General features: G+C 34.6%; 24 protein-coding genes. 13 read left to right on the plus strand and 11 right to left on the minus strand.

What is annotated here, in order from left to right:
• Positions 1 to 6: 6 nt before the first annotated feature.
• Positions 7 to 1,350 carry a tRNA (N(6)-L-threonylcarbamoyladenosine(37)-C(2))-methylthiotransferase MtaB gene (gene mtaB / locus V7S76_RS06635; RefSeq protein WP_459509276.1) on the minus strand — a complete coding sequence of 448 codons (1,344 nt, stop codon included), beginning with the start codon at positions 1,348 to 1,350 and terminating at the stop codon, positions 7 to 9.
• A gap of 151 nt (positions 1,351 to 1,501) precedes the next feature.
• Positions 1,502 to 2,515 carry a glutamine synthetase beta-grasp domain-containing protein gene (locus V7S76_RS06640; RefSeq protein WP_459509277.1) on the minus strand — a complete coding sequence of 338 codons (1,014 nt, stop codon included), beginning with the start codon at positions 2,513 to 2,515 and terminating at the stop codon, positions 1,502 to 1,504.
• Positions 2,516 to 2,760: 245 nt separating this feature from the next.
• Here V7S76_RS06640 and V7S76_RS06645 point away from each other — a divergent pair, with 245 nt between their 5' ends.
• From V7S76_RS06645 to V7S76_RS06665, 5 genes are all read left to right on the plus strand, one after another.
• Positions 2,761 to 4,968: a glutamine synthetase III family protein gene (locus V7S76_RS06645; RefSeq protein ID WP_459509278.1), complete on the plus strand. Its 2,208-nt coding sequence runs from the start codon at positions 2,761 to 2,763 to the stop codon at positions 4,966 to 4,968.
• Between the two features lie 6 nt (positions 4,969 to 4,974).
• Positions 4,975 to 5,544 (plus strand): hypothetical protein, encoded by a 570-nt coding sequence (locus V7S76_RS06650; RefSeq protein WP_459509279.1) that lies wholly within the window; start codon positions 4,975 to 4,977, stop codon positions 5,542 to 5,544.
• Positions 5,545 to 6,267 carry an RsmE family RNA methyltransferase gene (locus V7S76_RS06655; protein WP_459509280.1) on the plus strand — a complete coding sequence of 241 codons (723 nt, stop codon included), beginning with the start codon at positions 5,545 to 5,547 and terminating at the stop codon, positions 6,265 to 6,267.
• On the plus strand, positions 6,251 to 6,913 hold the full coding sequence (locus V7S76_RS06660; protein WP_459509281.1) for a DUF4159 domain-containing protein: 663 nt from the start codon (positions 6,251 to 6,253) through the stop codon (positions 6,911 to 6,913). The genes V7S76_RS06655 and V7S76_RS06660 overlap by 17 nt, the downstream gene beginning before the upstream one ends.
• A gap of 90 nt (positions 6,914 to 7,003) precedes the next feature.
• Positions 7,004 to 7,765, plus strand: coding sequence for an acyl-CoA desaturase (locus V7S76_RS06665; RefSeq protein ID WP_459509282.1), 762 nt, complete (start codon positions 7,004 to 7,006; stop codon positions 7,763 to 7,765).
• 66 nt (positions 7,766 to 7,831) lie between these two features.
• On the opposite strand, the gene V7S76_RS06670 is transcribed toward V7S76_RS06665, so the two are convergent.
• Together V7S76_RS06670 and V7S76_RS06675 are read right to left on the minus strand one after the other, a co-directional pair.
• Entirely contained in the window at positions 7,832 to 9,094 is a 1,263-nt protein-coding gene (locus V7S76_RS06670) for a dihydrolipoamide acetyltransferase family protein (protein WP_459509283.1), read from the minus strand.
• Positions 9,095 to 9,105: 11 nt separating this feature from the next.
• On the minus strand, positions 9,106 to 10,350 hold the full coding sequence (locus V7S76_RS06675; protein WP_459509284.1) for a competence/damage-inducible protein A: 1,245 nt from the start codon (positions 10,348 to 10,350) through the stop codon (positions 9,106 to 9,108).
• Between the two features lie 82 nt (positions 10,351 to 10,432).
• Here V7S76_RS06675 and gldC point away from each other — a divergent pair, with 82 nt between their 5' ends.
• Positions 10,433 to 10,789, plus strand: coding sequence for a gliding motility protein GldC (gldC, locus tag V7S76_RS06680; protein ID WP_459509285.1), 357 nt, complete (start codon positions 10,433 to 10,435; stop codon positions 10,787 to 10,789).
• A gap of 135 nt (positions 10,790 to 10,924) precedes the next feature.
• Complete coding sequence (locus V7S76_RS06685) at positions 10,925 to 11,113, plus strand: DUF6728 family protein (RefSeq protein WP_459509286.1); 189 nt, start codon at positions 10,925 to 10,927, stop codon at positions 11,111 to 11,113.
• Position 11,114: 1 nt separating this feature from the next.
• On the opposite strand, the gene V7S76_RS06690 is transcribed toward V7S76_RS06685, so the two are convergent.
• From V7S76_RS06690 to V7S76_RS06705, 4 genes are all read right to left on the minus strand, one after another.
• Positions 11,115 to 12,146: a thioredoxin family protein gene (locus tag V7S76_RS06690; RefSeq protein ID WP_459509287.1), complete on the minus strand. Its 1,032-nt coding sequence runs from the start codon at positions 12,144 to 12,146 to the stop codon at positions 11,115 to 11,117.
• A 92-nt stretch (positions 12,147 to 12,238) separates the two neighbouring features.
• Positions 12,239 to 14,242: a (E)-4-hydroxy-3-methylbut-2-enyl-diphosphate synthase gene (gene ispG / locus V7S76_RS06695; protein ID WP_459509288.1), complete on the minus strand. Its 2,004-nt coding sequence runs from the start codon at positions 14,240 to 14,242 to the stop codon at positions 12,239 to 12,241.
• A 113-nt stretch (positions 14,243 to 14,355) separates the two neighbouring features.
• The gene (locus V7S76_RS06700; RefSeq protein WP_459509289.1) at positions 14,356 to 15,567 is read right to left on the minus strand and encodes a sugar MFS transporter; all 1,212 of its coding nucleotides are present in this window, start codon (positions 15,565 to 15,567) and stop codon (positions 14,356 to 14,358) included.
• Between the two features lie 4 nt (positions 15,568 to 15,571).
• A complete protein-coding gene (locus tag V7S76_RS06705; RefSeq protein ID WP_459509290.1) occupies positions 15,572 to 16,921 on the minus strand; it encodes a Gfo/Idh/MocA family protein in 1,350 nt (449 codons plus the stop codon).
• Between the two features lie 80 nt (positions 16,922 to 17,001).
• On the opposite strand from V7S76_RS06705, the gene V7S76_RS06710 reads away from it, so the two are divergent.
• The 3 genes from V7S76_RS06710 to V7S76_RS06720 are packed head-to-tail and all read left to right on the plus strand — an operon-like array spanning position 17,002 to position 18,787.
• Positions 17,002 to 17,424 (plus strand): 6-pyruvoyl trahydropterin synthase family protein, encoded by a 423-nt coding sequence (locus V7S76_RS06710; protein ID WP_459509291.1) that lies wholly within the window; start codon positions 17,002 to 17,004, stop codon positions 17,422 to 17,424.
• Positions 17,384 to 18,085, plus strand: coding sequence for a GTP cyclohydrolase I FolE (gene folE / locus V7S76_RS06715; protein WP_459509292.1), 702 nt, complete (start codon positions 17,384 to 17,386; stop codon positions 18,083 to 18,085). Before V7S76_RS06710 ends, folE begins: the two co-directional genes overlap by 41 nt.
• 3 nt (positions 18,086 to 18,088) lie before the next feature.
• A complete protein-coding gene (locus tag V7S76_RS06720) occupies positions 18,089 to 18,787 on the plus strand; it encodes an SDR family NAD(P)-dependent oxidoreductase (RefSeq protein WP_459509293.1) in 699 nt (232 codons plus the stop codon).
• On the opposite strand, the gene V7S76_RS06725 is transcribed toward V7S76_RS06720, so the two are convergent.
• Together V7S76_RS06725 and surE are read right to left on the minus strand one after the other, a co-directional pair.
• On the minus strand, positions 18,773 to 19,759 hold the full coding sequence (locus V7S76_RS06725) for a cation diffusion facilitator family transporter (protein ID WP_459509294.1): 987 nt from the start codon (positions 19,757 to 19,759) through the stop codon (positions 18,773 to 18,775). The two genes, V7S76_RS06720 and V7S76_RS06725, sit on opposite strands and share 15 nt — an antisense overlap.
• An 11-nt stretch (positions 19,760 to 19,770) precedes the next feature.
• Positions 19,771 to 20,553 carry a 5'/3'-nucleotidase SurE gene (gene surE / locus V7S76_RS06730; protein WP_459509295.1) on the minus strand — a complete coding sequence of 261 codons (783 nt, stop codon included), beginning with the start codon at positions 20,551 to 20,553 and terminating at the stop codon, positions 19,771 to 19,773.
• A gap of 53 nt (positions 20,554 to 20,606) precedes the next feature.
• Between surE and V7S76_RS06735 the strand changes: the two genes are divergently transcribed.
• A complete protein-coding gene (locus V7S76_RS06735) occupies positions 20,607 to 21,095 on the plus strand; it encodes a GNAT family N-acetyltransferase (RefSeq protein ID WP_459509296.1) in 489 nt (162 codons plus the stop codon).
• Here the strand turns inward: V7S76_RS06735 and V7S76_RS06740 are convergent.
• Positions 21,090 to 21,986, minus strand: a complete 897-nt coding sequence (locus V7S76_RS06740) for a nucleoside phosphorylase (RefSeq protein ID WP_459509297.1) — start codon at positions 21,984 to 21,986, stop codon at positions 21,090 to 21,092. The two genes, V7S76_RS06735 and V7S76_RS06740, sit on opposite strands and share 6 nt — an antisense overlap.
• A gap of 38 nt (positions 21,987 to 22,024) precedes the next feature.
• Here V7S76_RS06740 and V7S76_RS06745 point away from each other — a divergent pair, with 38 nt between their 5' ends.
• Positions 22,025 to 22,483, plus strand: a complete 459-nt coding sequence (locus V7S76_RS06745) for a 3-oxoacyl-ACP synthase (protein ID WP_459509298.1) — start codon at positions 22,025 to 22,027, stop codon at positions 22,481 to 22,483.
• Positions 22,484 to 22,489: 6 nt separating this feature from the next.
• Complete coding sequence (locus tag V7S76_RS06750; RefSeq protein WP_459509299.1) at positions 22,490 to 22,852, plus strand: iron chaperone; 363 nt, start codon at positions 22,490 to 22,492, stop codon at positions 22,850 to 22,852.
• The last annotated feature ends 32 nt before the right edge of the window (positions 22,853 to 22,884 follow it).

Genomic DNA, 22,884 nt, shown 5'->3' on the forward strand with positions numbered 1-22,884 from the left:
AAACTTTTAGCTTCCGACTTTTTTGTTTGTTAAAAAAGATTCAATTATAATTTCCCCCTTAACATCTCCATTTGGATGAATGGATTTATACCGAATCGGCTGGATTGTATTGATTAGCAAAGGATCATAAGGAGTAATTACTTTTACATAATTTTCAGAAAACCCTTGCATATATCCATCGTTGGCAGCATCTTCAAACAAAACCATTCCTTTTAAACCAATTTGGCTTTCGTAAAACGATCTTCTTTTTTTATCCGATAGAATGTGTAGCATTTTAGATCTTTCATTTCTTGATCTACCATCTACTTTCGGCAAAATATCAACCGCATAAGTATTGGGTCTTTCAGAGTACGAAAAAACATGCAAATAAGAAATATCTAAATCATTCAAAAACTGATAGGTATCTAAAAACAATTCATTTGTTTCACCAGGGTGCCCAACAATAACATCAACACCAATACAAGCAGAAGGCATTAATGCTTTAATTTGAGCAACTTTAGATTCATACAATTCCCTTTGATAACGCCTTTTCATCAAGCGAAGAACTGCATTAGATCCAGATTGAAGCGGTATATGAAAATGGGGTACAAATTTCTTGGATACCGCCAAAAATTCAATCATTTCATTGGTTAATAAATTGGGCTCAATCGAAGAAATACGGAATCGTTCAATCTCTGACTCTAACTCGATTCTTTGAATCAATTGAAAAAAGGTTTCAATTCTTTTACCATTTTGAATACCAAAATCTCCAATATTGACACCGGTTAAGACAATTTCTTTAACTCCATTTTGTGCAATTTCAGCAATCAAACCTAAAATCTTTTCAACTGAATCTGACCTACTTTGTCCTCTGGCCAAAGGAATGGTACAATAAGAACATGGATAATCGCAACCGTCTTGTACTTTCAAAAAGGTTCTAGTCCGATCATTAACGGAATAGGAGGCATGGTAATCCAAATCATACCGAATTTCGGAAGAAATCAATTTGGGTAAATTTACCTTTTCTTTATTTAAATAATCCGGCAAAAACTCCGGTAATTGAAATTTTTCATTGGCTCCCAAAACTAAATCCACACCAGGAATTTCAGAAATTTCTTCGGGTTTTAATTGAGCATAGCAACCGATAATTACTACAATAGAATTGGGATTAATTTTTTTTGCTTCTCGAACTACTTTCTTGCATTTTTTGTCGGCATGTTCCGTTACACTGCAGGTATTGATAACAAATAAGTCGGGATTATCTTGAAATTCAGCACGTGTAAAACCCAATGGCTCCAATGAACGAGCAATTGAACTTGATTCTGCAAAATTGAGTTTACAACCTAAGGTGTAAAAAGCGACTTTCTTCATGCGTGAAAATTAGCATACAAAGGTAAGAAAAATGATGCTAAGGCACGAATTTGAATTTAAAATACTGTTAAAGAATTCATTATTTGATTTTAAATCAAATAAAAATGGCGAGTTTTCTCGCCATTTTTACATAAAATATATAAATGCAAAATTAAATCTTAGCTGTTTTAACTGTTTTGATAATTCTAGCAGCCACTTTATATGGATCTGCAGCAGAATTTGGACGACGATCTTCTAACCAACCTTTCCATCCTTTTTGAACAGTTACGATAGGAATACGGATTGAAGCACCACGGTCAGAAACTCCATAAGAGAATTGATCGATCGATTGTGTTTCATGTTTACCAGTTAATCGTAAATGATTATCTGCTCCGTAAACTTCAATGTGCTCTTTAACTACTGGAGCAAAAGCACTACAGATTGCATCGTAAGTTGCTTTATCTCCACAAGTACGTAAAGCAGTGTTAGAGAAGTTAGCATGCATACCAGAACCATTCCAATCTAAATCACCAAGTGGTTTACAATGCCAGTTAATTGATACACCATATTTCTCACCTAGACGCTCTAATAAATAACGAGCTACCCAAATTTGGTCACCCGCTTCTTTAGCACCTTTAGCAAAAATTTGGAATTCCCACTGACCAGCAGCAACCTCTGCATTAATACCTTCTACATTAAGACCAGCTTCTAAACAAATGTCTAAATGCTCTTCAATAATATCTCTTCCGTAAGCGTTTTTTGCTCCTACTGAACAATAGTATGGGCCTTGTGGTGCTGGAAATCCATTTGCTGGAAATCCTAAAGGTTTGTTAGTTTCTGGATCCCAAAGGAAATATTCTTGCTCGAAACCGAACCAAAAATCATTGTCATCATCTTCAATTGTTGCACGACCATTCGAAACGTGAGGAGTTGTATCTGCGTTTAACACTTCACACATTACTAAATAAGCATTTTTACGAGCTGGATCTGGACAAATAAATACTGGCTTTAAAAGACAATCAGAAGAACCTCCTAATGCTTGTTCTGTTGAAGAACCATCAAAACTCCACATATCACAATCTTCCAATTTACCACTAAAATTATTTTCAATTTTAGTTTTAGAACGTAAACTCTGTGTAGGCTTGTAACCATCTAGCCAAATATACTCTAATTTAGATTTTGCCATGATTTTTAACTTGATTTAAATGAAAAAATACTTTTTGGGCGATATTTGACACAAAATTAAACCACTTTTTGTAAAAAACAACAATTTTCAAAAGAAATATCTGAAAAATCAAACACGATTTAACAAAAGACTCGATTCTTATAATTAATTGAAATGATTTGAAAATAATCAAAATAACGTTAGAGAGAATTTCTTAATTCCGAGCAATTTGTCTATTTTTACAAGTAATATATTCGATAAAAAAAATGGCAATAGCACGTTTTAAAGCATTAGATATCGCACAAAATCGATCCAATGCAATTGTAAAAATTCCAACTGAAAAGGTTTCTGATTATTATGGAAGTATGACATTTAGTGATGAGGTAATGAGATCCTTATTATCACCCGAAGCATATTTAAAAATAAACACCGCCATTCAGACTGGTTCCAAAATTGATCGAGATGCGGCGGATGAAGTAGCAGCTGCGATGAAATCTTGGGCTATATCTAAAGGTGCAACTCATTACACACACTGGTTTCAGCCTTTAACGGGAACTACTGCGGAAAAACATGACTCCTTTTTTGATTTAGATTTAGGCTCTGGAAAAGCCGTAGAAAAATTCAAAGGGTCAGCATTGGTTCAGCAGGAGCCAGATGCTTCTTCATTTCCAAATGGCGGAATACGTTCAACGTTTGAAGCAAGAGGTTATACAGGCTGGGATCCTTCATCACCAGCATTTATTATGGAAAACGCTGCAGGAACAGCTACCTTGTGTATCCCATCTGTGTTTGTATCCTATACAGGAGAGGCCTTGGATTATAAAACTCCTTTATTAAAATCAATAGAATTAATTGATAAAGCAGCTACTGCAGTTATAAAAGATTATTTTAATCGCGACGTTAATAAAGTTATACCAACAGTTGGTATCGAACAAGAATATTTTATAGTTGACGAAGCATTACATAATGCCCGTCCAGATTTAATGATGGCTGGCAGATCAGTGTTTGGGCATGCTCCAGCTAAAGGTCAACAATTAGAAGATCATTATTTTGGATCGATTCCTAATCGTGTAAATGCCTTTATGGTTGATTTCGAAATTGAAGCTTTGAAATTGGGAATGCCGGTTAGAACTCGACATAATGAAGTAGCACCCGCTCAATTTGAAGTAGCACCAACCTTTGAAGAAGCTAATTTAGCCTGTGACCACAATGCCTTATTAATGGACTTAATGTCTAAGGTAGCTTCTAAGCACAAATTGAAAGTTTTATTCCATGAAAAGCCTTTTGCAGGAATCAATGGTTCAGGAAAACACAATAACTGGGCTTTAGCTACTGACACAGGTATCAATTTATTAGGACCTTCTTCTAAACCCAAAGAAAATTTACGATTCTTAACTTTTTTCGTGAATGTATTAAAGGCTGTTCATGATAATGCTGATTTATTGAGAGCCTCGATCGCATCAGCAGGAAATGAACATCGTTTAGGAGCTAATGAGGCTCCGCCTGCCATTGTTTCTGCCTTTTTAGGTTCGACAATGAATCAAGTATTGGATGATTTAGAAAATATGCAAGACATCGAAGAATTCCAATTGGAAAAAGGTGATAATGTGTATTTAAAATTGGGTATCAATAAAATTCCATCATTAATTTTAGACAATACTGATCGTAACAGAACATCACCATTTGCGTTTACTGGTAATAAGTTTGAATTCCGCGCCGTTGGTTCTTCTGCCAATTCAGCCGCACCAATGACCGTTTTAAATACCATTGTTGCTAATCAATTGATCATTTTCCGAAAAGAAGTTGATGCTATTTTGGAAAAAGGTGTTAAGAAAGAATTGGCCATCATGGATGTATTAAAAAAATATGTCAAAGAATCGAAAAAAATTAGATTTGAAGGCAATGGCTACTCGGAAGAATGGGTGCAAGAAGCTGCCAATAGGGGATTATCAAATTTAAAATCTACACCTGAGGCACTTGCAGTTTACACAAGACCAGAATCGATTGAATTATTTACCAAGCATGGCATTTATTCCAAGGAAGAAATGCATGCTAGATATGAAATCGAATTGGAGAATTACATCAAAAAAATTCAAATAGAATCTCGCGTTATTGGCGATATGGCCATCAATCATGTCGTTTCAACTTCCTTAAAATATCAAACTCAATTGGTCGAAAATGTAAAGGGACAAAAAGAAATTGGTATAGATCCCCAATATTTTGCACCGACAGTAGACATGATCAAGAAAATTTCAGTCTATACCTCTCGAATAGTTCGTTTGCAAGATGAAATGACAGAAGCTAGAAAAGAAGCGAATAATGTAGAAGATTTAGCGGAAAGAGCCATATTATATGGATCTAAGGTCAAAAATTATTTTGAAGAAATTCGTTATTCAGTTGATAAATTGGAATTGATCATCGATGATGATGAGTGGCCATTATTAAAATACAGAGAATTATTATTGATTAAATAAAACAACATGAGCCAAAACTCCAATCCAGGATATTCATTAACAGAAATCCAACTTTTAAAAGACGTATGTCAAGCTGAAAATAGATCTTTCGCTTACATAGAAGATGAAGACTTTCCCGAAACTGAAGAAAAAGAAATGGTGCACATTCAATTTGTGGGCCAATTTAATAATCAAGAAGTAATTTATGATGCCATTTTAAGTACACTTCAATTGCATTATTCGAGTCAAGTTTACGAAGCCGCTGAAAAGGAGGTTATGGAACAATTTCCCCAATACGTTCCCTTAGAAAACAGAGATGAAAATCATGTTGCTAATCCTGAACTTGACGAAGAAGTAGAAATGATTATTTTGGAGGTTATCGAAGAATTAGAGGAGAATGAAGAGATAAAAGTGGCCGAATTTATTGAATTAGATGAAAATTTCGAATTTGGTATTGGTTTGGAAGCCGCTTTAATGGTACCCGCTTTGGAAGAAGATATTATTACTTCCTTCATCAACGACTTCAATGCAGGGAAATTAAGTTTAGATCCATCCTTATATTCATTCAATTCAGAAGGCGAGGAGGACGAAGATTAGATGAGTATTGTCGTATTTTTTCATTCAAATCCAGAAATAGATTCAACTTTGACAGCCGAAGAATCATTTCATGCGGCCAAGGTTTTGCGTTTAAAACCGACACAAGAAATATTTCTATTAGATGGGAAAGGAAAAAAATACTCGGCTAAATTGGTGAATGTGGATTCGAGAAAATCTACATTCGCCCATTTAACCTTAGTTGAGTTTCAGGAAAATCCATCGTTCAAGGTTCATTTACTAATTGCTCCAACCAAACAAATGGAACGAATGGAGTGGATGGTGGAAAAATGCACAGAGTTTGGAATTCATTCTTTTACTTTTTTTAATTCTAGATATTCCGAAAGAAAAGAAATCAAACTCAATCGTTTAGAGAAAGTTGCCATTTCAGCTTTGAAACAATCCAAAAATCTCTATTTACCTGAATTTAAAGACATTCAATCCTTTAAAGAGGTATTGAAACTCGACTTAGAGGGCTCAAACTCACAAAAATTATTTGCTTATTTATCTCCAGAACCTATTCCATCATTGATGAATTCATTGTTAGAAAACAAGGAATATTTTATCATGATTGGCCCTGAAGGAGATTTTTCAGAGGAAGAAAGCCAACAACTTTTGAAAAATAACTGGCAACCTTTTCATTTAGGAAAATCAATTCTAAGAACTGAAACGGCGGGAATTGCATCGACATTAGCGGTACATTTGTTTCATGAAACTCGGATTTAAGCTGCTTTTTGCTATTTTAGCGCTTCTAACCTCATTTAATGAGATTAGAGCTCAACTAAAAATTGGGAAAGTTAAATACCAAGGAGGAGGAGATTGGTATGCTAATAAAACCTCCCTACCCAATTTAATTCGATTCTGTAATCAAGAGCTTAAAACGAAAATAGATGAGAATCCAGAAATCATAGATTTGAACAGTAATCAGATTTTCAGAATACCATTTATTCATTTAACAGGACACGGAAACGTTATTTTCAATGATTCAGAGATTAAACAATTAAGAAAATATTTAATTGCTGGTGGATTTTTACACATTGATGATAATTATGGATTAGACGTTCCGATTAGAAGGGAAATGAAAAAGGTATTTCCAGAATTGGAATTTATTGAATTACCTTATTCACATCCTATTTTTCATCAAAAATATGATTTCCCAAAAGGTTTACCTAAAATTCATGAGCACGACAATAAACCATCTCAAGGATTTGGTTTAATCTATCAAGGCAGATTAATTTGTTTTTATTCGTATGAATGTGATTTGGGGAACGGTTGGGAAGACGAAGAAATATACCATGATTCTGCGGAAAAAAGAGAAAAAGCCTTACAAATGGGTACGAATATTATTCAGTATGCGTTTTTAAATCAATAATTCTGATTAAAATCATAAATTAAAATGATTCCTTCATCAATTCTAGAAAATTTATAGCTTAAATTTGTGTCATTAATTTAAAATAGAAATATGCAATTAGTTCTTCCTGCGTTCATCATTCATTGGTACGTATCTTTATTTAGTCAAACCTTCTTTTTACATCGATATTCTGCTCATAAAATGTTCATAATGAACAAATTCTGGGAAAAATTCTTTTATTTTTTAACATATTTGTCTCAAGGTTCCTCTTTCTTAAGTCCAAGAGCATATGCTATTTTGCATAGAATGCATCATGCATTTTCGGATACACCTAAAGATCCACATTCTCCTATGTTTTCGAGTAATGTTTTTACGATGATGTGGAAAACGAAAAACATTTACAATGCTGTTTTAAATAGAAAACAAAATGTAGATGAGCGATTTGAACATAATTATCCGGTTTCCAAAACCATCGAGAGAATTGGTGATTCATGGATTTCTAGACTAGGTTGGGGAGTTGCATATGCTTCATTTTACATTGTTGCTTACAAGTATTTTGATATGCATTGGGCATTTTTCTTTTTATTACCAGTACATTTTTTAATGGGGCCTGTACATGGTGCTATTGTGAATTGGTCAGGTCATAAATATGGTTACCAAAATTTTGACAATCATGATCAATCAAAAAATTCTTTGGTAGTTGATGTATTAATGATGGGGGAATTATTTCAGAACAACCATCATAAATTGCCCAATCGTGTTAATTTCGCTACAAAATGGTTTGAAATTGACCCTACCTATCCAATGGTAAAGCTTTTAACCTGGTTAAAAATCATCAAACCGAATATTAAACCAGACGACACAAAATTTTAATTTATAGCATACAAAAAAAGGGATGAAATTGATTTCATCCCTTTTTTTGTATGTATTTAGCTCATTTTAAATTTCATCCATTTCAAATTTCTCTAAATAGTCCGAAACTCTTTTGAGAAATCCTCCACCTAATGATCCGTCTACTACGCGATGGTCATAGGAATGAGATACAAACATTTTTTGTCTAATTTGAATTGAATCACCATCAGCGTTTGTAATCACAGCAGGTTTCTTTTCGATAACACCAAAAGCTAATATACCCACCTGAGGTTGAACGATAATTGGGGTGCCCATTAAATTACCAAATGATCCAATATTGGAAATGGTATAAGTTCCACCTTCCAAGTCAGCTGGCTTCAGTTTATTATTTCTTGCTCTATTGGATAAATCATTCACCTTTTGAGTCAATTCAATCATCGATAATTTATCTACCTCATGGATAACAGGTACAATTAAATTCCCATTGGGTAAGGCAACGGCCATACCTATGTTTATTTGTTTGTGTTGAACAATGTAATTTCCTTCTACCGAAATATTCATACCTGGGAAATCAACTAAGGCCTTAGCAGTTGCCATAATCAATAGTGGGGTATAAGTGATGGGTTCGTTGTATTTGGCCAAAAAAGTTTTCTTGACACTTTCACGCCAAGCAACCAAATTGGTCATATCAGCCTCTAAAAAAGAAGTAACATGCGGAGCAACACGTTTTGAATCAAGCATACGCTCTGATATCATTTTCCGCATCCGATCCATTTCAACAACTTCATCCCCTGGTAAACGTAATCCTGGACCTTGACTCAAGGTTCCTGATGAAATACTATGTTTTGAATTACGAATTGCAATGTAAGTAAGCACATCTTTTTTGGTAATTCGATTATCTAGGCCTGTACCTTTAATTCCATTTAATTCACGCTGAGAAACATTTTCTTGTAAACAAATTTGTTTGATTAAAGGTGAGATCCAAGGGTTTGAATTTTCATCTGTATCCATTGAATTACCCAAACTTAAATCAGTAAGCCTGCTTAAATCATCTTGCAAAGGAAATAAATCTTGAACGATGGTATTTGTTGGAGTTTGATTATTCCCTTCAATAGCTTCCACTGTACATATAGCTTTTCCTATGGTGGCTACTTCACCCACAGCAATAAATATTTCTTTTAAAATACCAGAAACTGGACTTGGCACCTCCGTATCGATTTTATCTGTAGCAACTTCTAAAATAAATTCATCAGCTTCCACATAATCTCCAGGCTGTTTTAACCAATTTAAAACAGTGGCTTCCATGATACTTTCACCCATTTTGGGCATTAAAATTTCTACAACTGCCATGCAATTTTAGATTATGCGTTTAAAATATTTTTCCTTAAAAGGTTCATACAAGTGATGGTACTCATATGAATAATTTGTAGCCTAGTACCTCCCAATGTAAGTTTTTTGACAATCGTTTTTTCCGCACTCGAAAATGCAATATAAACGGTGCCTACGGGTTTTTCTATACTTCCACCATCTGGACCAGCAATTCCTGATGTGGCTAATCCATATGTAGTATTCAATTTTTCTCGAACGCCTTTCGCCATTTCAACAATACATTCTTCACTCACGGCACCAAAATTACTTAAAGTTTCTTCTTTTACGCTCAAAAAGTTCATTTTTACTTCATTGGCATAGGCTAAAATACCCCCTTTAAAATAGTTTGAACTTCCAGCGATGGAAGTGAATTTATGGGCTAAATAACCACCTGTACAACTTTCTGCAACTGAAATAGTTGCATTTTGATCTTTTAATAATTGACCAATAACCGACTCTAATTCATCACTTTCAAAACCGAAAATATATTCTCCTGCGATGGGTATTAATTTTTGATATTCATTTTCAATATCAATTTTGATTTTAGCTTCGTCGTCACCAAATCCAGTAAGTCGTAATTTAACAATTCCTAAACTTGGCAAATAGGCTAATTTGATATGTTGGGGTAAAGCTAATTCCCAATCTTGAATTAAATCTGACAAATAGGATTCACCTATTCCGACTGTTTTGATTACTTTATGAACTATTTTCGGGGTTTTGAAATGATTAGTGACTTTAGGAAGAATACTTTTTTCCATCATGGCTTTCATCTCGAAAGGCACTCCAGGCATAGAAACCCAAATAATGCCCATTTCATTGAACCACATTCCAGGAGCTGTGCCTTGTTCGTTGGGAATAAACTCAGCCTTAATTGGCATTAATGCTTGATCTTTATTTAAATCGGATAATTCACGTCCACGTTGTTGAAAGAAAATTGTCACATCCTCAAGGGCTTGTGGATGCATTTCAAGTGAGGTATCAAAAAATTCACATAATAAATGTTTCGTTAAATCATCCTTGGTAGGACCTAATCCACCCGTCAAAAAAACGAGATCAGCTCGATTTTTGGCTTCATGTAAAATACCTAAAATAGCTTGTTTAGAATCGCCAACAGAAGATTTTCTGACAGTTTGAATTCCTAATTTATCCAACTCTTGACTAATCCACTGAGTGTTGGTATCTAAAATTTGACCATAAAGAATCTCATCACCAATTGTAATTATTTCTGCTCGAACCATTTAGTTTTCTTACTTTTGTACGAAAATACGATTTATTATCCATAGCACGAAAATTGCTAAATTGAAAACAGAATAAAATTCCATGAAACAATCAGAAATAAATTTTAAAATTACTTTAGACGATCAAAATATTCCTGAGCAAATATCATGGTCTGCTACAGATAATCCGAATGAAGGGATTGAAGAAACAAAAGCCATTTTAGTTGCCACTTGGGATCCCTATCACAAAGGTACTTTAACCTTGCCATTGTGGACAAAAGATATGGAAGTGTTGGATATGAAGCGATTTTTCATTGAAGTACTTGGTACCGTTGCTGACGCATCTATTCAGGCTACTGGAGATCAAATATTCTCACAAGAAATTGAAAATGTTTGTAGAACGCTTTCAGCTAATTTGAAAAAAGAAATTATTGAAGCAGAGAAAGAAGGTAAGAGGTAATAGGTAATAGGTAATAGGTAATAGGTAATAGGTAATAGGTAATAGGTAATAGGTAATAGGTAATAGGTAATAGGTAATAGGTAATAGGTAATAGGTAATAGGTAATATAAATTTTGTCATTTAAATAACATAATCATGAGTCGATTTAAAGAGCAATTTAAACTAGGAGAGGTCTTCACTTATTTCATCCGCGTTTTTCAAAAACCGAAACCGGGTGCTGCAACGAATTTCAATATTCGTACCATGCACTTTATCAACAAAATATCAATTTTGATGTTTTTATTTTGCGTAGGGGTAATGATATATCGTGCGTGGTTTAGATAAATTATTCCAAACCAAACTTGCACCATTGATTTTTGGAATATTGCAAGGACTTTTTATCCTTGGTTCTTGCTTTGACGAAATTGCATAAAAATTGGTATTCTTTGGGGCCAGGGGCACTTGGCAATACTTGAATTAATTGATTAATAACCTGAATCGCTTGAGCATTTTTCTTTTGCTTGAACAAAATACTTGCCTCCAACATCCATGTCCTACGTGGGATAGAATTCTTTTCCACACCCGCTTTTAGCATTTGGTCCTTTATTTTTTGAATTCCTTTATTATCTAACTTTTGAGCATGGGATGACATCAATACAATTTGGAAAATGTTTTCATAGGTCATTTTAACCAAGCCAGGATCATAAAATTTATCATAGACAGATATGTGAGAAACGAAATAATCAAACAAAGGATTTTCATTGTTCATCAAATCTTTTTGGATAACATTAAAGGTACTTTTACTCGTGTATTGACTAAGTGGCAACTGTTTAATGTACTCGTTCATCGCCTTTACATTTGCTAATGTATCTCCAAGCAATCGAGCAACTTCAGCATAATTCAATAAAAATGGGGGATTTTTGTCGCCAGATTTTAATCGAGATGCAAATGTGGAATAGTTTTCATTAGGAGTAATGGCTTTTTGAGCAATTGCATTAACATTGATGATGGAATTCTCATTTTCACCAAAAATTTTTGCCTGAATAATTTTTGAAGTTTTAGGGTCAATAAAAATGAAGGTTGGCGTTGCATTGATGTTAATTTTCATTTTTTGCAACAATTGATAGTTTTCTTGTTTGCGTATATCTAGTTGAAAATTAACGAATTTAGCATTATATAAAGCTCCAACCTGAGGTTGCGCAAATGTGCCTTTGAAGGAATTGCAAATATGACAATCAGGTGCATAAACCTCCATGAATAACAATTTATTCTGTTGCTTTGCTAAATTTAAGGCTACATTAAAATTACCTGTTTTTACAAAATTGATTCCTTTTTGTGCATTACTAGCAAATCCTACTATCAAGCTTACACTTATCAAAAATACCCTAATTAAATGCCCCATAATACCTATTACCTTTTACCTATTACCTTTTACCTATTACCTTTTACCTATTACCTTTTACCTATATCCTAAACCTCCCGCCAATTACCATCATCTTTGATTAACTGAATCAGTTCATCTACTGCAAATTCGGCCTGAACCGATTTCTTGATCACTTCTTGACCACGGTACAAAGCAATTTTATCTTTTCCTATTCCAACATAACCATAATCTGCATCAGCCATTTCCCCAGGTCCGTTGACAATACAACCCATAATTCCAATTTTAATACCCTTCAAATGGTCAGTCACTTTTCTAATTTTAGCAGTTGTTTCTTGTAAATCAAATAAAGTTCTGCCACAAGATGGACAAGATATATATTCTGTTTTTGAAATTCGTAAACGACTAGCCTGCAAAGTGCCAAAAGCAGTAGAATTTGCTAAGCTGTAAGCATTTTTCAATTTGGCAGGTACACTTAACATTAATCCATCGCCAAAACCATCTATGAATAAAGCTCCTGCATCTGTTGGTGCAAATAGCTGTAATTGATCTTCATTCACATCGTCACAGCTTAAATGTAGAATGACTGGAATGGTCAGATTGAGTTGAATCAGCTCAAAAAATGCTCTTCTTATATCAGCCATACGATGCTGATTTTGAGAATACAAAACTAAAACTATGTTTTTTGATTCTGCTATTTTTTTAAGAATATCTTTATCGGATGATATACGATCCGCATTCACACGGATAAAATTCAATTGATTATGCGGTTTAGATTCCATTAACCAAGAATCGTAGGTATACAAAGGATAACTTTTCTCGTCACGTTGCAACTGCCACAATTCGGCGTTTTGAATTTGACGTAGTCCATTGGGTAACATGAAATCAATGGTTTGGTTGCCGGTATATAAATAATCGGCACCTAAATCATTCATTGCCCATTTATCTGGCTCTGGTAAATAAAAATGACCAATGGATTTTAGATCATTCATTTGAATATTTTTCAAATTTGAAAAATCAGCAATGACTCTAGGCAATTGATTTCCTCCAATATTCTGAATTTCATGAGTGCTTCTTTTTTGATGCACAAAAGGATTAATGGGTGAATCAAAATTCGAACCTAATTTAGATTCAAACTTTTCAATGGGTGATGCTAATGAAGCTCTCTCTTGATAACGCCTAACTAATTGCTGTGCTACCGGAACTTCAAATTCAGGATCTTCGGTTAATGAAACTCGAACGGTATCCCCAAGACCGTCTTCCAATAAGGTACCAATTCCGACAGCGGATTTAATCCTACCATCTTCACCATCCCCAGCTTCGGTTACACCCAAATGGAGTGGATAAGCTTTGAACTTCTCATCCTCTAAGCGTTTGCAAAGTAATCGATATGCCTCAACCATGACTTGGGTATTGGACGCTTTCATGGAAATGACAATATTGTAATAATTTTCATCCTCACAAATACGTAAAAATTCCAATGCTGATTCAACCATTCCAAGAGGAGTGTCACCATATCTACTCAAAATTCGATCGGATAAAGAACCGTGATTGGTTCCGATACGCATCGCCGTTCCATATTCCTTACAAATATTGACCAAAGGCAAGAACTTTGCTCGAATTCGGTCTAATTCGGCTTCATAGGAGGCATCGGTATAATCGATTATGTCAAATCGTTTTTTATCTGCATAATTTCCAGGATTGATACGTACCTTTTCGACGATTCGTGCAGCTAATTCGGCGGCATTGGGAGTAAAGTGAATATCTGCCACAAGGGGAGTGGTATAACCTCTTTCCCGTAATCCTTTGCGTATATTTTCTAAATTTTGAGCTTCTTTGACAGAAGGAGCGGTAATTCTAACTAATTCACAACCTGCGTCAATCATCCGAATGGATTGTTCAATGGAACCTTGAGTATCCATGGTATCCACTGTAGTCATTGATTGTATTCGAATAGGAAAATCTGAACCCATCATGAGAGATCCAATTTGAACAGGTATGGTTACCCTTCTCTGATAAGAAATTAGAGAAGGTGCATATATATTGCCTGATTCAATTAAATTGGAAAATGAAGAATTCGTAAGATCTGACATGTTGAAATTTTAATTACAACAAAGATAAGTCTAAAATTGTTAAGTCATTTTAGATTTTTGATAGGGTATTCTGGTAAAAATGAAATTTCACACAGAACACCCCTAAAGTAATTTTACCATGATTTTCTTTTATGACCAATTTTGGCATAATAAAAAATGAATAGATAACAAGGTAGCATGAGAACATAGGCTAATTGAGAATTACCTATTTCATCCACCATACTGCCATACAACAAGGGAACCAAAGCTCCACCTGAAATCATCATAATGATCAAAGCCGAACCCAATTTGGTGTATTTCCCAAGGCCATCAATCGCCAAAGGCCATAATGCAGGCCACATTAAAGCATTTGCTACTCCTAAAAGCGCTAAACATAGAACAGAAGTAAAGGGATCTTGAACTAAAACTGTACCTAAAGACAACAATATTCCTAGTATAGCAGAATAATTAAGTGCCGTTTGTTGAGAAATATATTTTGGAATGAATAGAATACCAATGATGTAACCTAAAAGCATTCCATATAACGTATAAGTTGTAAATATTTTAGCTTCGTCCATCGCAAATCCCATTGAAACACCATAATTAATAATGGTATCACCTGCCATTACTTCTACACCAACGTACAAGAAAAAAGCGACTAAGCCTAAAACCAAATTGGGAAATGCCCAAACACTAGATTTTTCGGTAGTTGATTCATCTTGAATTTCTTCAGCTTCTACTTCAGGTAAGGTTGAAAAACGAACCAATAAAGCCAAAGCGACTAAAATGGCCGTCATTATCATATATGGAGTTACCACAATGTTTAAATCAACATTGGCAGCTGTTGCGCTTGAAAGCAAAAGTCCACCAAAGATAAATTGACTCAAAATTCCTGCCACTTTATTACAAATACCCATTACCGATATGCGTTTAGCAGCACTCTCACTTGGTCCCAAAATAGTCACATAAGGATTAGAAGCTGTTTGCAACAATGCTAAACCCGTACCTATGACAAATAAACCCAACAAAAACATCGGATAATTGGCCATTTTTGCCGCTGGAATAAATAATAATGTTCCAATTCCCATTGTTAATAATCCGACAGACATACCATTTTTAAAACCCGTTTTGGCTAAAACCCATGAGGATGGGATCGACATAACAAAATAGGAAATGAAAAAGGCTGAGGTTACGAGTAATGATTGGAAGTTATTTAAATCAAACGCATCTTTAAAAAATGCGATTAAAACTGAATTTACCCAGGTGACAAATCCAAAAACGAAAAATAATATTCCGATAATGATCAATGGGCCAGTGGAACTGTTGGTTTCTTTGTTCGTAGTCATGTTTTTAGTTATTATTTAATGCAAATATAGGTTGATTGGTTTTCCATTTTCCACGAGTGAAATCTGGTATTTGAATAGGAGCAGAGCCTTTAGCAATGGATTCCTCTGATAATGGTGAAATGGCAGACCATGCGGCGGCATCGTAAACATCCATTGGTGGAGCCACTTTATTTTTGACTGCTTCGATAAATCCACGAAGAACAAAGTAATCAATACCGCCGTGACCAGCGTTTTCGGCATCTGCAGCATGTTCTTTCCACAAAGGATGGTCGTATTTTTCCTGATAAGATTTAAAATCCTCCCAACGGTGTGGTTTTGCAGAAACTCCTTGAAGGTAAATAGATCGATTATCATCCATCCAAAGCCCTTTAGTTCCTTGAACTCTAAATCCTAAAGAATAAGGTCTTGGTAAATTGGTGTCATGAGAAATCATAATAGTTTCACCATTGGCACACTTAATGAGTGTGGTAACGACATCTCCGCATTGGAAATTTACTTTGGCATTTGGATGATCTTTTCCACCATTATCAACTATATATTCATGCAAACCTAGTGCTGGAGAAGCCATAGAAGTCAAATACAAAAATTGATTTCCACGATTGATATTTAACATTTCGGCTACAGGTCCTAAGCCATGAGTGGGATATAAATCACCGTTTCGTTCAATTGAATGTTGCGTTCTCCATTTAGATTCTGAAAAACCATTTTTCCCAAATTCAACACCATGGCCATAAGCCGATTTTCCATCATTGAATTTAACTTCACGTAAATCGTGTTGATATCCGCATTGTACGTGGGATAAAGTACCAAACATCCCTTGTCGAACCATATTAAGTACAGCTAAAACATCTCTGCGGTAGCAAACATTTTCCAATATCATGCAATGAGAGCCTGTTTTTTCATACATATTGACCAAATCCCAAGATTCTTGCAAAGTAACAGTAGCTGAAACCTCAACTCCCGCATATTTACCTTCCTTCATAGTGGCTAAGGCCATGGGTACATGCCATTCCCACGGAGTAGCAATGACAACCCCATCGATATCAGATCGTTTAACTAAATTTTCAAAGTCTTTTTCTCCTTTTTGGTAAACAGCAGCTGCAGGTCTACCTTTATCAGCTATCATTTTTTGTGAAATTGCAATGGCATTTGGATCCACATCACAAATGGCAACGATATCCACATCGGATCTAAACATGGCCATTTCTAAATGATTTCTACCTCTTAATCCAACACCTATGAAACCTAATCGCACTTTTCGTTGTTCTATAGTGGCACCAGTTAAAATTTTTGGAAATAATGCGGCTGAAGAGGTGTAAAGGAGGGATTTGGAAATAAAATTCCGTCTTTTCATGAGTTAAAAATTAGGTTATTGATAAATTAAATTGAAATTTAATTAAAAAACTGAAGTATTTTTGTAGTAATAAATAAAAAATGATAGAAAGTCCCAAAGTAAGTGTCTTCCGAAAAGAACATTTCAATGCCGCTCATCGGTTATATAATCCCGATTGGACAAACGAAAAAAACAATGAGGTTTTTGGTTTGTGCAACAATCCAAACTATCATGGACATAATTATGAATTAATTATTCAAATTTCTGGAACAATTAATCCAGAAACTGGTTATGTTATCGATATGAAATATGTATCTGAATTAGTTCAGAGAGAAGTAATCAAAAAATTTGATCACAAAAATCTGAATTTGGATGTGCCCGAGTTTGCTCATTTAAATCCAACAGCTGAAAACATTGCTGTTGTCATTTATCAAAAGCTCAGAAAAGTTGTAGAACCTGAATTAGATTTAAAAATTAGATTATATGAAACAGAAAGAAATTTTGTTGAATTCCCTGTTAATTGATTCGGAAAATTTTATTTTTTCGGATGATGAAATAGGCGATAATCACATTGCTACTTCGATTGAAACACCCATGAGAGAAGATGCTTTTAATCTTTCTGATGAAGAAAAAATCACTAAAATAGAAGCGCATTTTAGGGAGATCATGGTCACGCTTGGTCTGGATTTAACGGATGATTCTCTTCGTGGAACTCCGAAAAGAGTTGCTAAAATGTACATTGAAGAAATTTTCAGTGGATTGAATCCCAAAAATGAACCCAAAGTTGCTTTATTTGAAAATAAATTCGGTTATAATGAAATGCTGATTGAAAAAAATATCAGTTTTTATTCGAATTGTGAGCATCATTTTGTGCCCATCATGGGTAAAACGCATATCGCCTATGTTTCCTCTGGTAAGGTCATTGGCTTATCCAAATTGAACCGAATTGTTCAATACTATGCCAAAAGACCTCAGGTTCAAGAGCGTTTAACCATACAAATTGCAAAACATTTACAAAAAGTTTTGGATACAGACCATGTGGCTGTTTACATCGATGCGAAGCATTTATGTGTATCATCAAGAGGTGTAAAAGATGATGCTACGTCTACCATTACTTCTTATTACGGCGGTAAATTTCAAGAAGAAAATACCAAAAGGGAATTTTTTAATTCTCTAAATTCTTAAATCATGGGAAAATATGTCATAATTGGAGGAAGTAAAGGAATTGGACATTCCATTATAAAATTACTTTTATCTCAAGGTCACGAAGTAGCTAACTTTTCAAGAGATGCTTGTGATTTAAGTGGAGTAAGCAATTTTACTTGGGATGCAAACTCTGACTCCACAGAAATATTTTCTCAGATTTCAGGCCCTTTAGATGGAATGGTGTATTGTCCTGGAAGTATTAATTTAAAACCCTTTCATCGATTGACTGTTAAAGATTTCGAATCTGATTTCTCAATTAATGTTTTAGGGGCAATAAAATCCATTCAAGCTGTTCTACCCTTTTTGAAGCAATCTGAAACATCTTCGATTGTTTTATTTTCCACAGTAGCTGTGCAAACGGGGATGGGTTTTCATGCTTCCATCGCTAGCTCTAAGGGTGCAATCGAGGGATTAACTAAATCCATTGCGGCAGAATTAAGTCCAAATAAAATCAGAGTCAATGCGATAGCACCATCTTTAACACAAACTCCATTAGCTCAAAATTTATTAAGTTCTCCTGAAAAAATCGAAGCGGGAGGGAAAAGACATCCTTTAGGAAGAGTAGGTAATGCAGAGGACATTGCCAATTTAGCAAGCTTTTTATTGCAAAAAGAAAATTCTTGGATTACAGGTCAAATTATTGGTGTTGATGGAGGTATTGGATCGTTAAGAACGGTTTAAGACTTGATTAAAGTGCTTTTGATTCAATGCTAGATTCATTTTATTCCATTCCACTTTGTTCGTAAAAGGAGTTTTCCGAATGAGACATTCGGTTACTCCACAATGTGAACAACATTCGTCTAAACAAGGATCTGTGTGGACAAATATTTCAATATTGGTAGGTAATACCTCCGCTACAATTGTTTCAAAGTGATGAACCTCATCATGTACCCGATTTAAATCCCAAAACCTAGGTAGCGTTAAATGGCAATCGATGTGCAAATCGCCACCGTATTGTTGAACCCTTAAATTGTGTAAATCAATCCAATCACTTTTTTGGTGGCTTGTTATACATTCAATTACTTCTTGAAAAACCTCCGGATTCGTTTCATCCATTAAGGCAGCCACAGAACTTCGAATTAATTTGACCCCTTGCCAACACATGATACTAGCAAAAATGATCGAAGCAATTGAATCAATCCACATCCAACCTGTTAATAAGGTAATTAATAAAGACAAAGCGATAAAAAAACCATTATAGGCATCTAATTTCAAATGTTTACCATCTGCCATCAAAGCTGGTGAATGTTCTTTTTGTCCAGCGGAAACAAGCAAATAGCCTACAAATCCATTTAATAAGGCAGAGCCTAAGGAAATGATTAAACCAACATCCAATTTTTCTAAAGGAGGATGAACCCATAAGTGCTGGGAAGCATGTAAGAATATATAAGCAGATGCTAAAAGAATTAAAACACCTTCTAATCCGGAAGCAAAAAATTCAATTTTTCCATGCCCATAGGGATGATTTAAATCCTTTGGTAAAGAAGCAAGATAAATGGAATAATAGGCAAATGCCCCTGCAACTACATTGACGATGGATTCCAAAGCATCTGTTAACAAGGTTGTTGAACCACTTAAATAATAGGCATAAAATTTTACTCCCATAATGAGCATACTCAGGATAAAAGAAAAAAGTATAAGCCTTTGCTTCATTTGAAAATAAATTATGAATTAAAATCCCAATGTGACATATTTTCCAATGCGCTATAATCTGTTAAATCGTATTTAACAGGTACGATGGTTGCATAATTTTCTGCCAAGAAATCCAAATCAGTACTATTATTTAAATCATTGTTTTCTAATTCTCCATCCATCCAATAATAGGGTTGACCATATGGATCTTTTCTTTGTTCAAATGATTCACGGTAAACCGCATTGGCTTGCCTAGCCACTCGGATTCCTTTTATTCCTTCTTCTGTTTTCGCCGGAAAATTAACATTTAACGTTAATCCAGAGGGCAGGCCATGCATTAAAACTTGTTGCGCAATTTTTATGACAAAATCATGGCAATGACTAAAATCAGCATCATGGGCATAATCGCATAAGGAAAAACCGATGGCTGGAATTCCCTCCATAGCAGCTTCTATCGCAGCCGACATCGTTCCTGAATATAAAACAGAAATGGATGCATTGGATCCATGATTGATGCCGCTAACAACTAAGTCAATTTTTCGACCTTTGAGAAGATAATGTTTACCAAATTTAACACAATCTGCAGGAGTACCTGAACATTTGTAAGATTCGATATTAGGCCCAAATTCTTGGGATTTAGTAACACGTAAAGGGCTACCTAAAGTTATAGCATGTCCCATTCCCGACTGATGTGAATCTGGTGCGACCACAACGACTTCACCCATTTCGGACATTATTTCCGTTAATACTCTAATTCCTTTCGAATGAATTGAATCATCATTGGCAATTAAAATAAGAGGTTTTTCTTTTACCATGTCTTTTTATTTAAGCTACAAAAGTACAAATTTGCAAGGAGAATTTTAGATTTATGAAAACAAGAAAAGCGAATATCACTGATATCCCACTTATTCAGGCAATTGCAGAAGTAGCATGGAGACCTACCTACGGGCATATACTTTCTGAAGAGCAATGTGTTTACATGCTTGAGTGGATGTATAATACCACAAAATTGGAAGATCAAATCAAGGGAAATATTCAATTTCTAATGCTTGAAAACGAAAAATCTGAGGCGGTAGGTTATGCCTCTTTTGAAAAAACAGATGGGGGAAAAGGCAAACTTCATAAAATTTATACTCATCCAAATTACAAACAAAAAGGTGGGGGAAGCCTTTTACTCGATGCCATTATTCAAATAGCCAAATCAGTCCATGTTCATACCATTGAGCTAAATGTGAATCGGTATAACTCTGCGGTAGAATTTTACCTTAAAAAAGGATTCAAAATTAAAGAAGAAATGGATTTGGCTGTCGGAAATGGATTTTTCATGAATGACTATGTTATGTTTTATGAATTATAAGCCATAATTCTTCAATACTTCCATCGTCATTCTAATTAATGTATCTACTTGTTTTTCTGGATTTATCGAAAACTCTTTGGTTTTCCGATTCGCTAAAATAGCATTTAGCGAAATCATATGATGTCCCAATAATTTAGCAAATGCATAATAAGCAGCTGTTTCCATCTCCATATTAGAACAAGTTTGACCAGCCAATTGAATGGATGATAAATCATTTAAAAATTGAGGGAAAGGTAAATCAATCCGCATTTGTCTTCCTTGTGGAGCATAAAACCCAGGAGTCGTTAAGGTCATTCCAGCAATAACTTGTTGGAATTCGGGATGATTCAAAAATACTTGGGCAAGATATTCAGAACATTTTGCGGCATAAAATCCCATCCCGATTGGTAAATTTTGCTCAAATACTTTTAAATCATCTTCATCAAAATCTTGTATTCGTTGTCGAAATCCATAGAAAAACCCCAAATTATCTAAACCAATGGCTGAATTGGATAATAAAAATGAATCGACAGGTATATCCTCTTGAATAGAACCCGAGGTTCCAATTCGTATTAAATTCAATATTCGTTTATTTTCCTTTTCCTTCCTCGAGTTAAAATCAATGTTAACCAATGCATCTAATTCCGTCATGACAATTTCCACATTATCAGGACCAATACCGCTGGAAATAACGGCAATTTCTTTGTTGTTTAATAGACCAAAATGACTAACAAATTCTCGCTTCTGTACTTTATCCGTAATTTCATCGAAATACCTCGATACCAATGGAACTCTTTCAGGATCACCCACTAAAATAATGGTATCGGGAATTTGTTCAGGACGAATATTTAAATGATAGGAAGAACCATCTGCATTGATAATAAGATCTGTATCAGAGAAGTGTAATGGCATTTTCAAAAGGAATTTGTAGCTTTATTAAAATTTTATTCATGCAAAGTAAAGAGCTCAAAGGTAAATTAATCGATCTGATAAAAGAAGATTTGAAGAAAAAAATCGAAGAAATGAAAAGAGATTTCCAATTAGCTAGGGAATCCAGAAATAGTGATACCAAAAGTAGTGCTGGAGATAAATTTGAGACAGGGCGTGAAATGATGCAGAAGGAGATGGACAAATGTGCGATGATGATTGATATGCATCAATTGCAATTGAATACGATGGATCAAATTAAAGAATTAAAGACATCCACAAAAATTGAAAAAGGAAGCTTAATTCAAACCAATCAAGGCAATTATTTATTAAGTATTGGCTTAGGTAAATTAGAGTTGGAAGGAAAACCTTATTTTGTCATTTCGACGGATTCTCCAATTGGATCATTGTTAAAAGGGAAAAAAACAGGCGATAAAATCGTATTTAGAGGGAATACAATTGAAATCTTGCAAATAATTTAGTCAAAAATGAAAGAACAATTAGCAAAAACCATTGATGAATATATTTTAAATGAAGGTCCAGAATTGGTAGAACGCTTAATGAGCTTAAAAATTCTCATTACAACAATTTGTCCAGAGGCAGAAGAATCCATTTCGTACGGGATGCCAGCTTTCAAATTTCGAAAAAAACCACTTTGTTACTTTGGTGTATTCGCTTCACACGTTGGATTTTTCCCTACTGCAGGCGGTATAGCACATTTTGTCAAAGAATTGAAAGGATATAAATTCTCGAAAGGTGGAGTGCAATTCCCTTTTAACAAAGAAATGCCTTGGGAGTTAATTGAAAAAATCGTGGAATTTAGAATGAGTGAGATTGAGGGAATAGGTTAGAGGTAAGAGGTAAAGAAAATACCTCTTACTTA

The organism is Aquirufa sp. ROCK2-A2 (assembly GCF_054558485.1).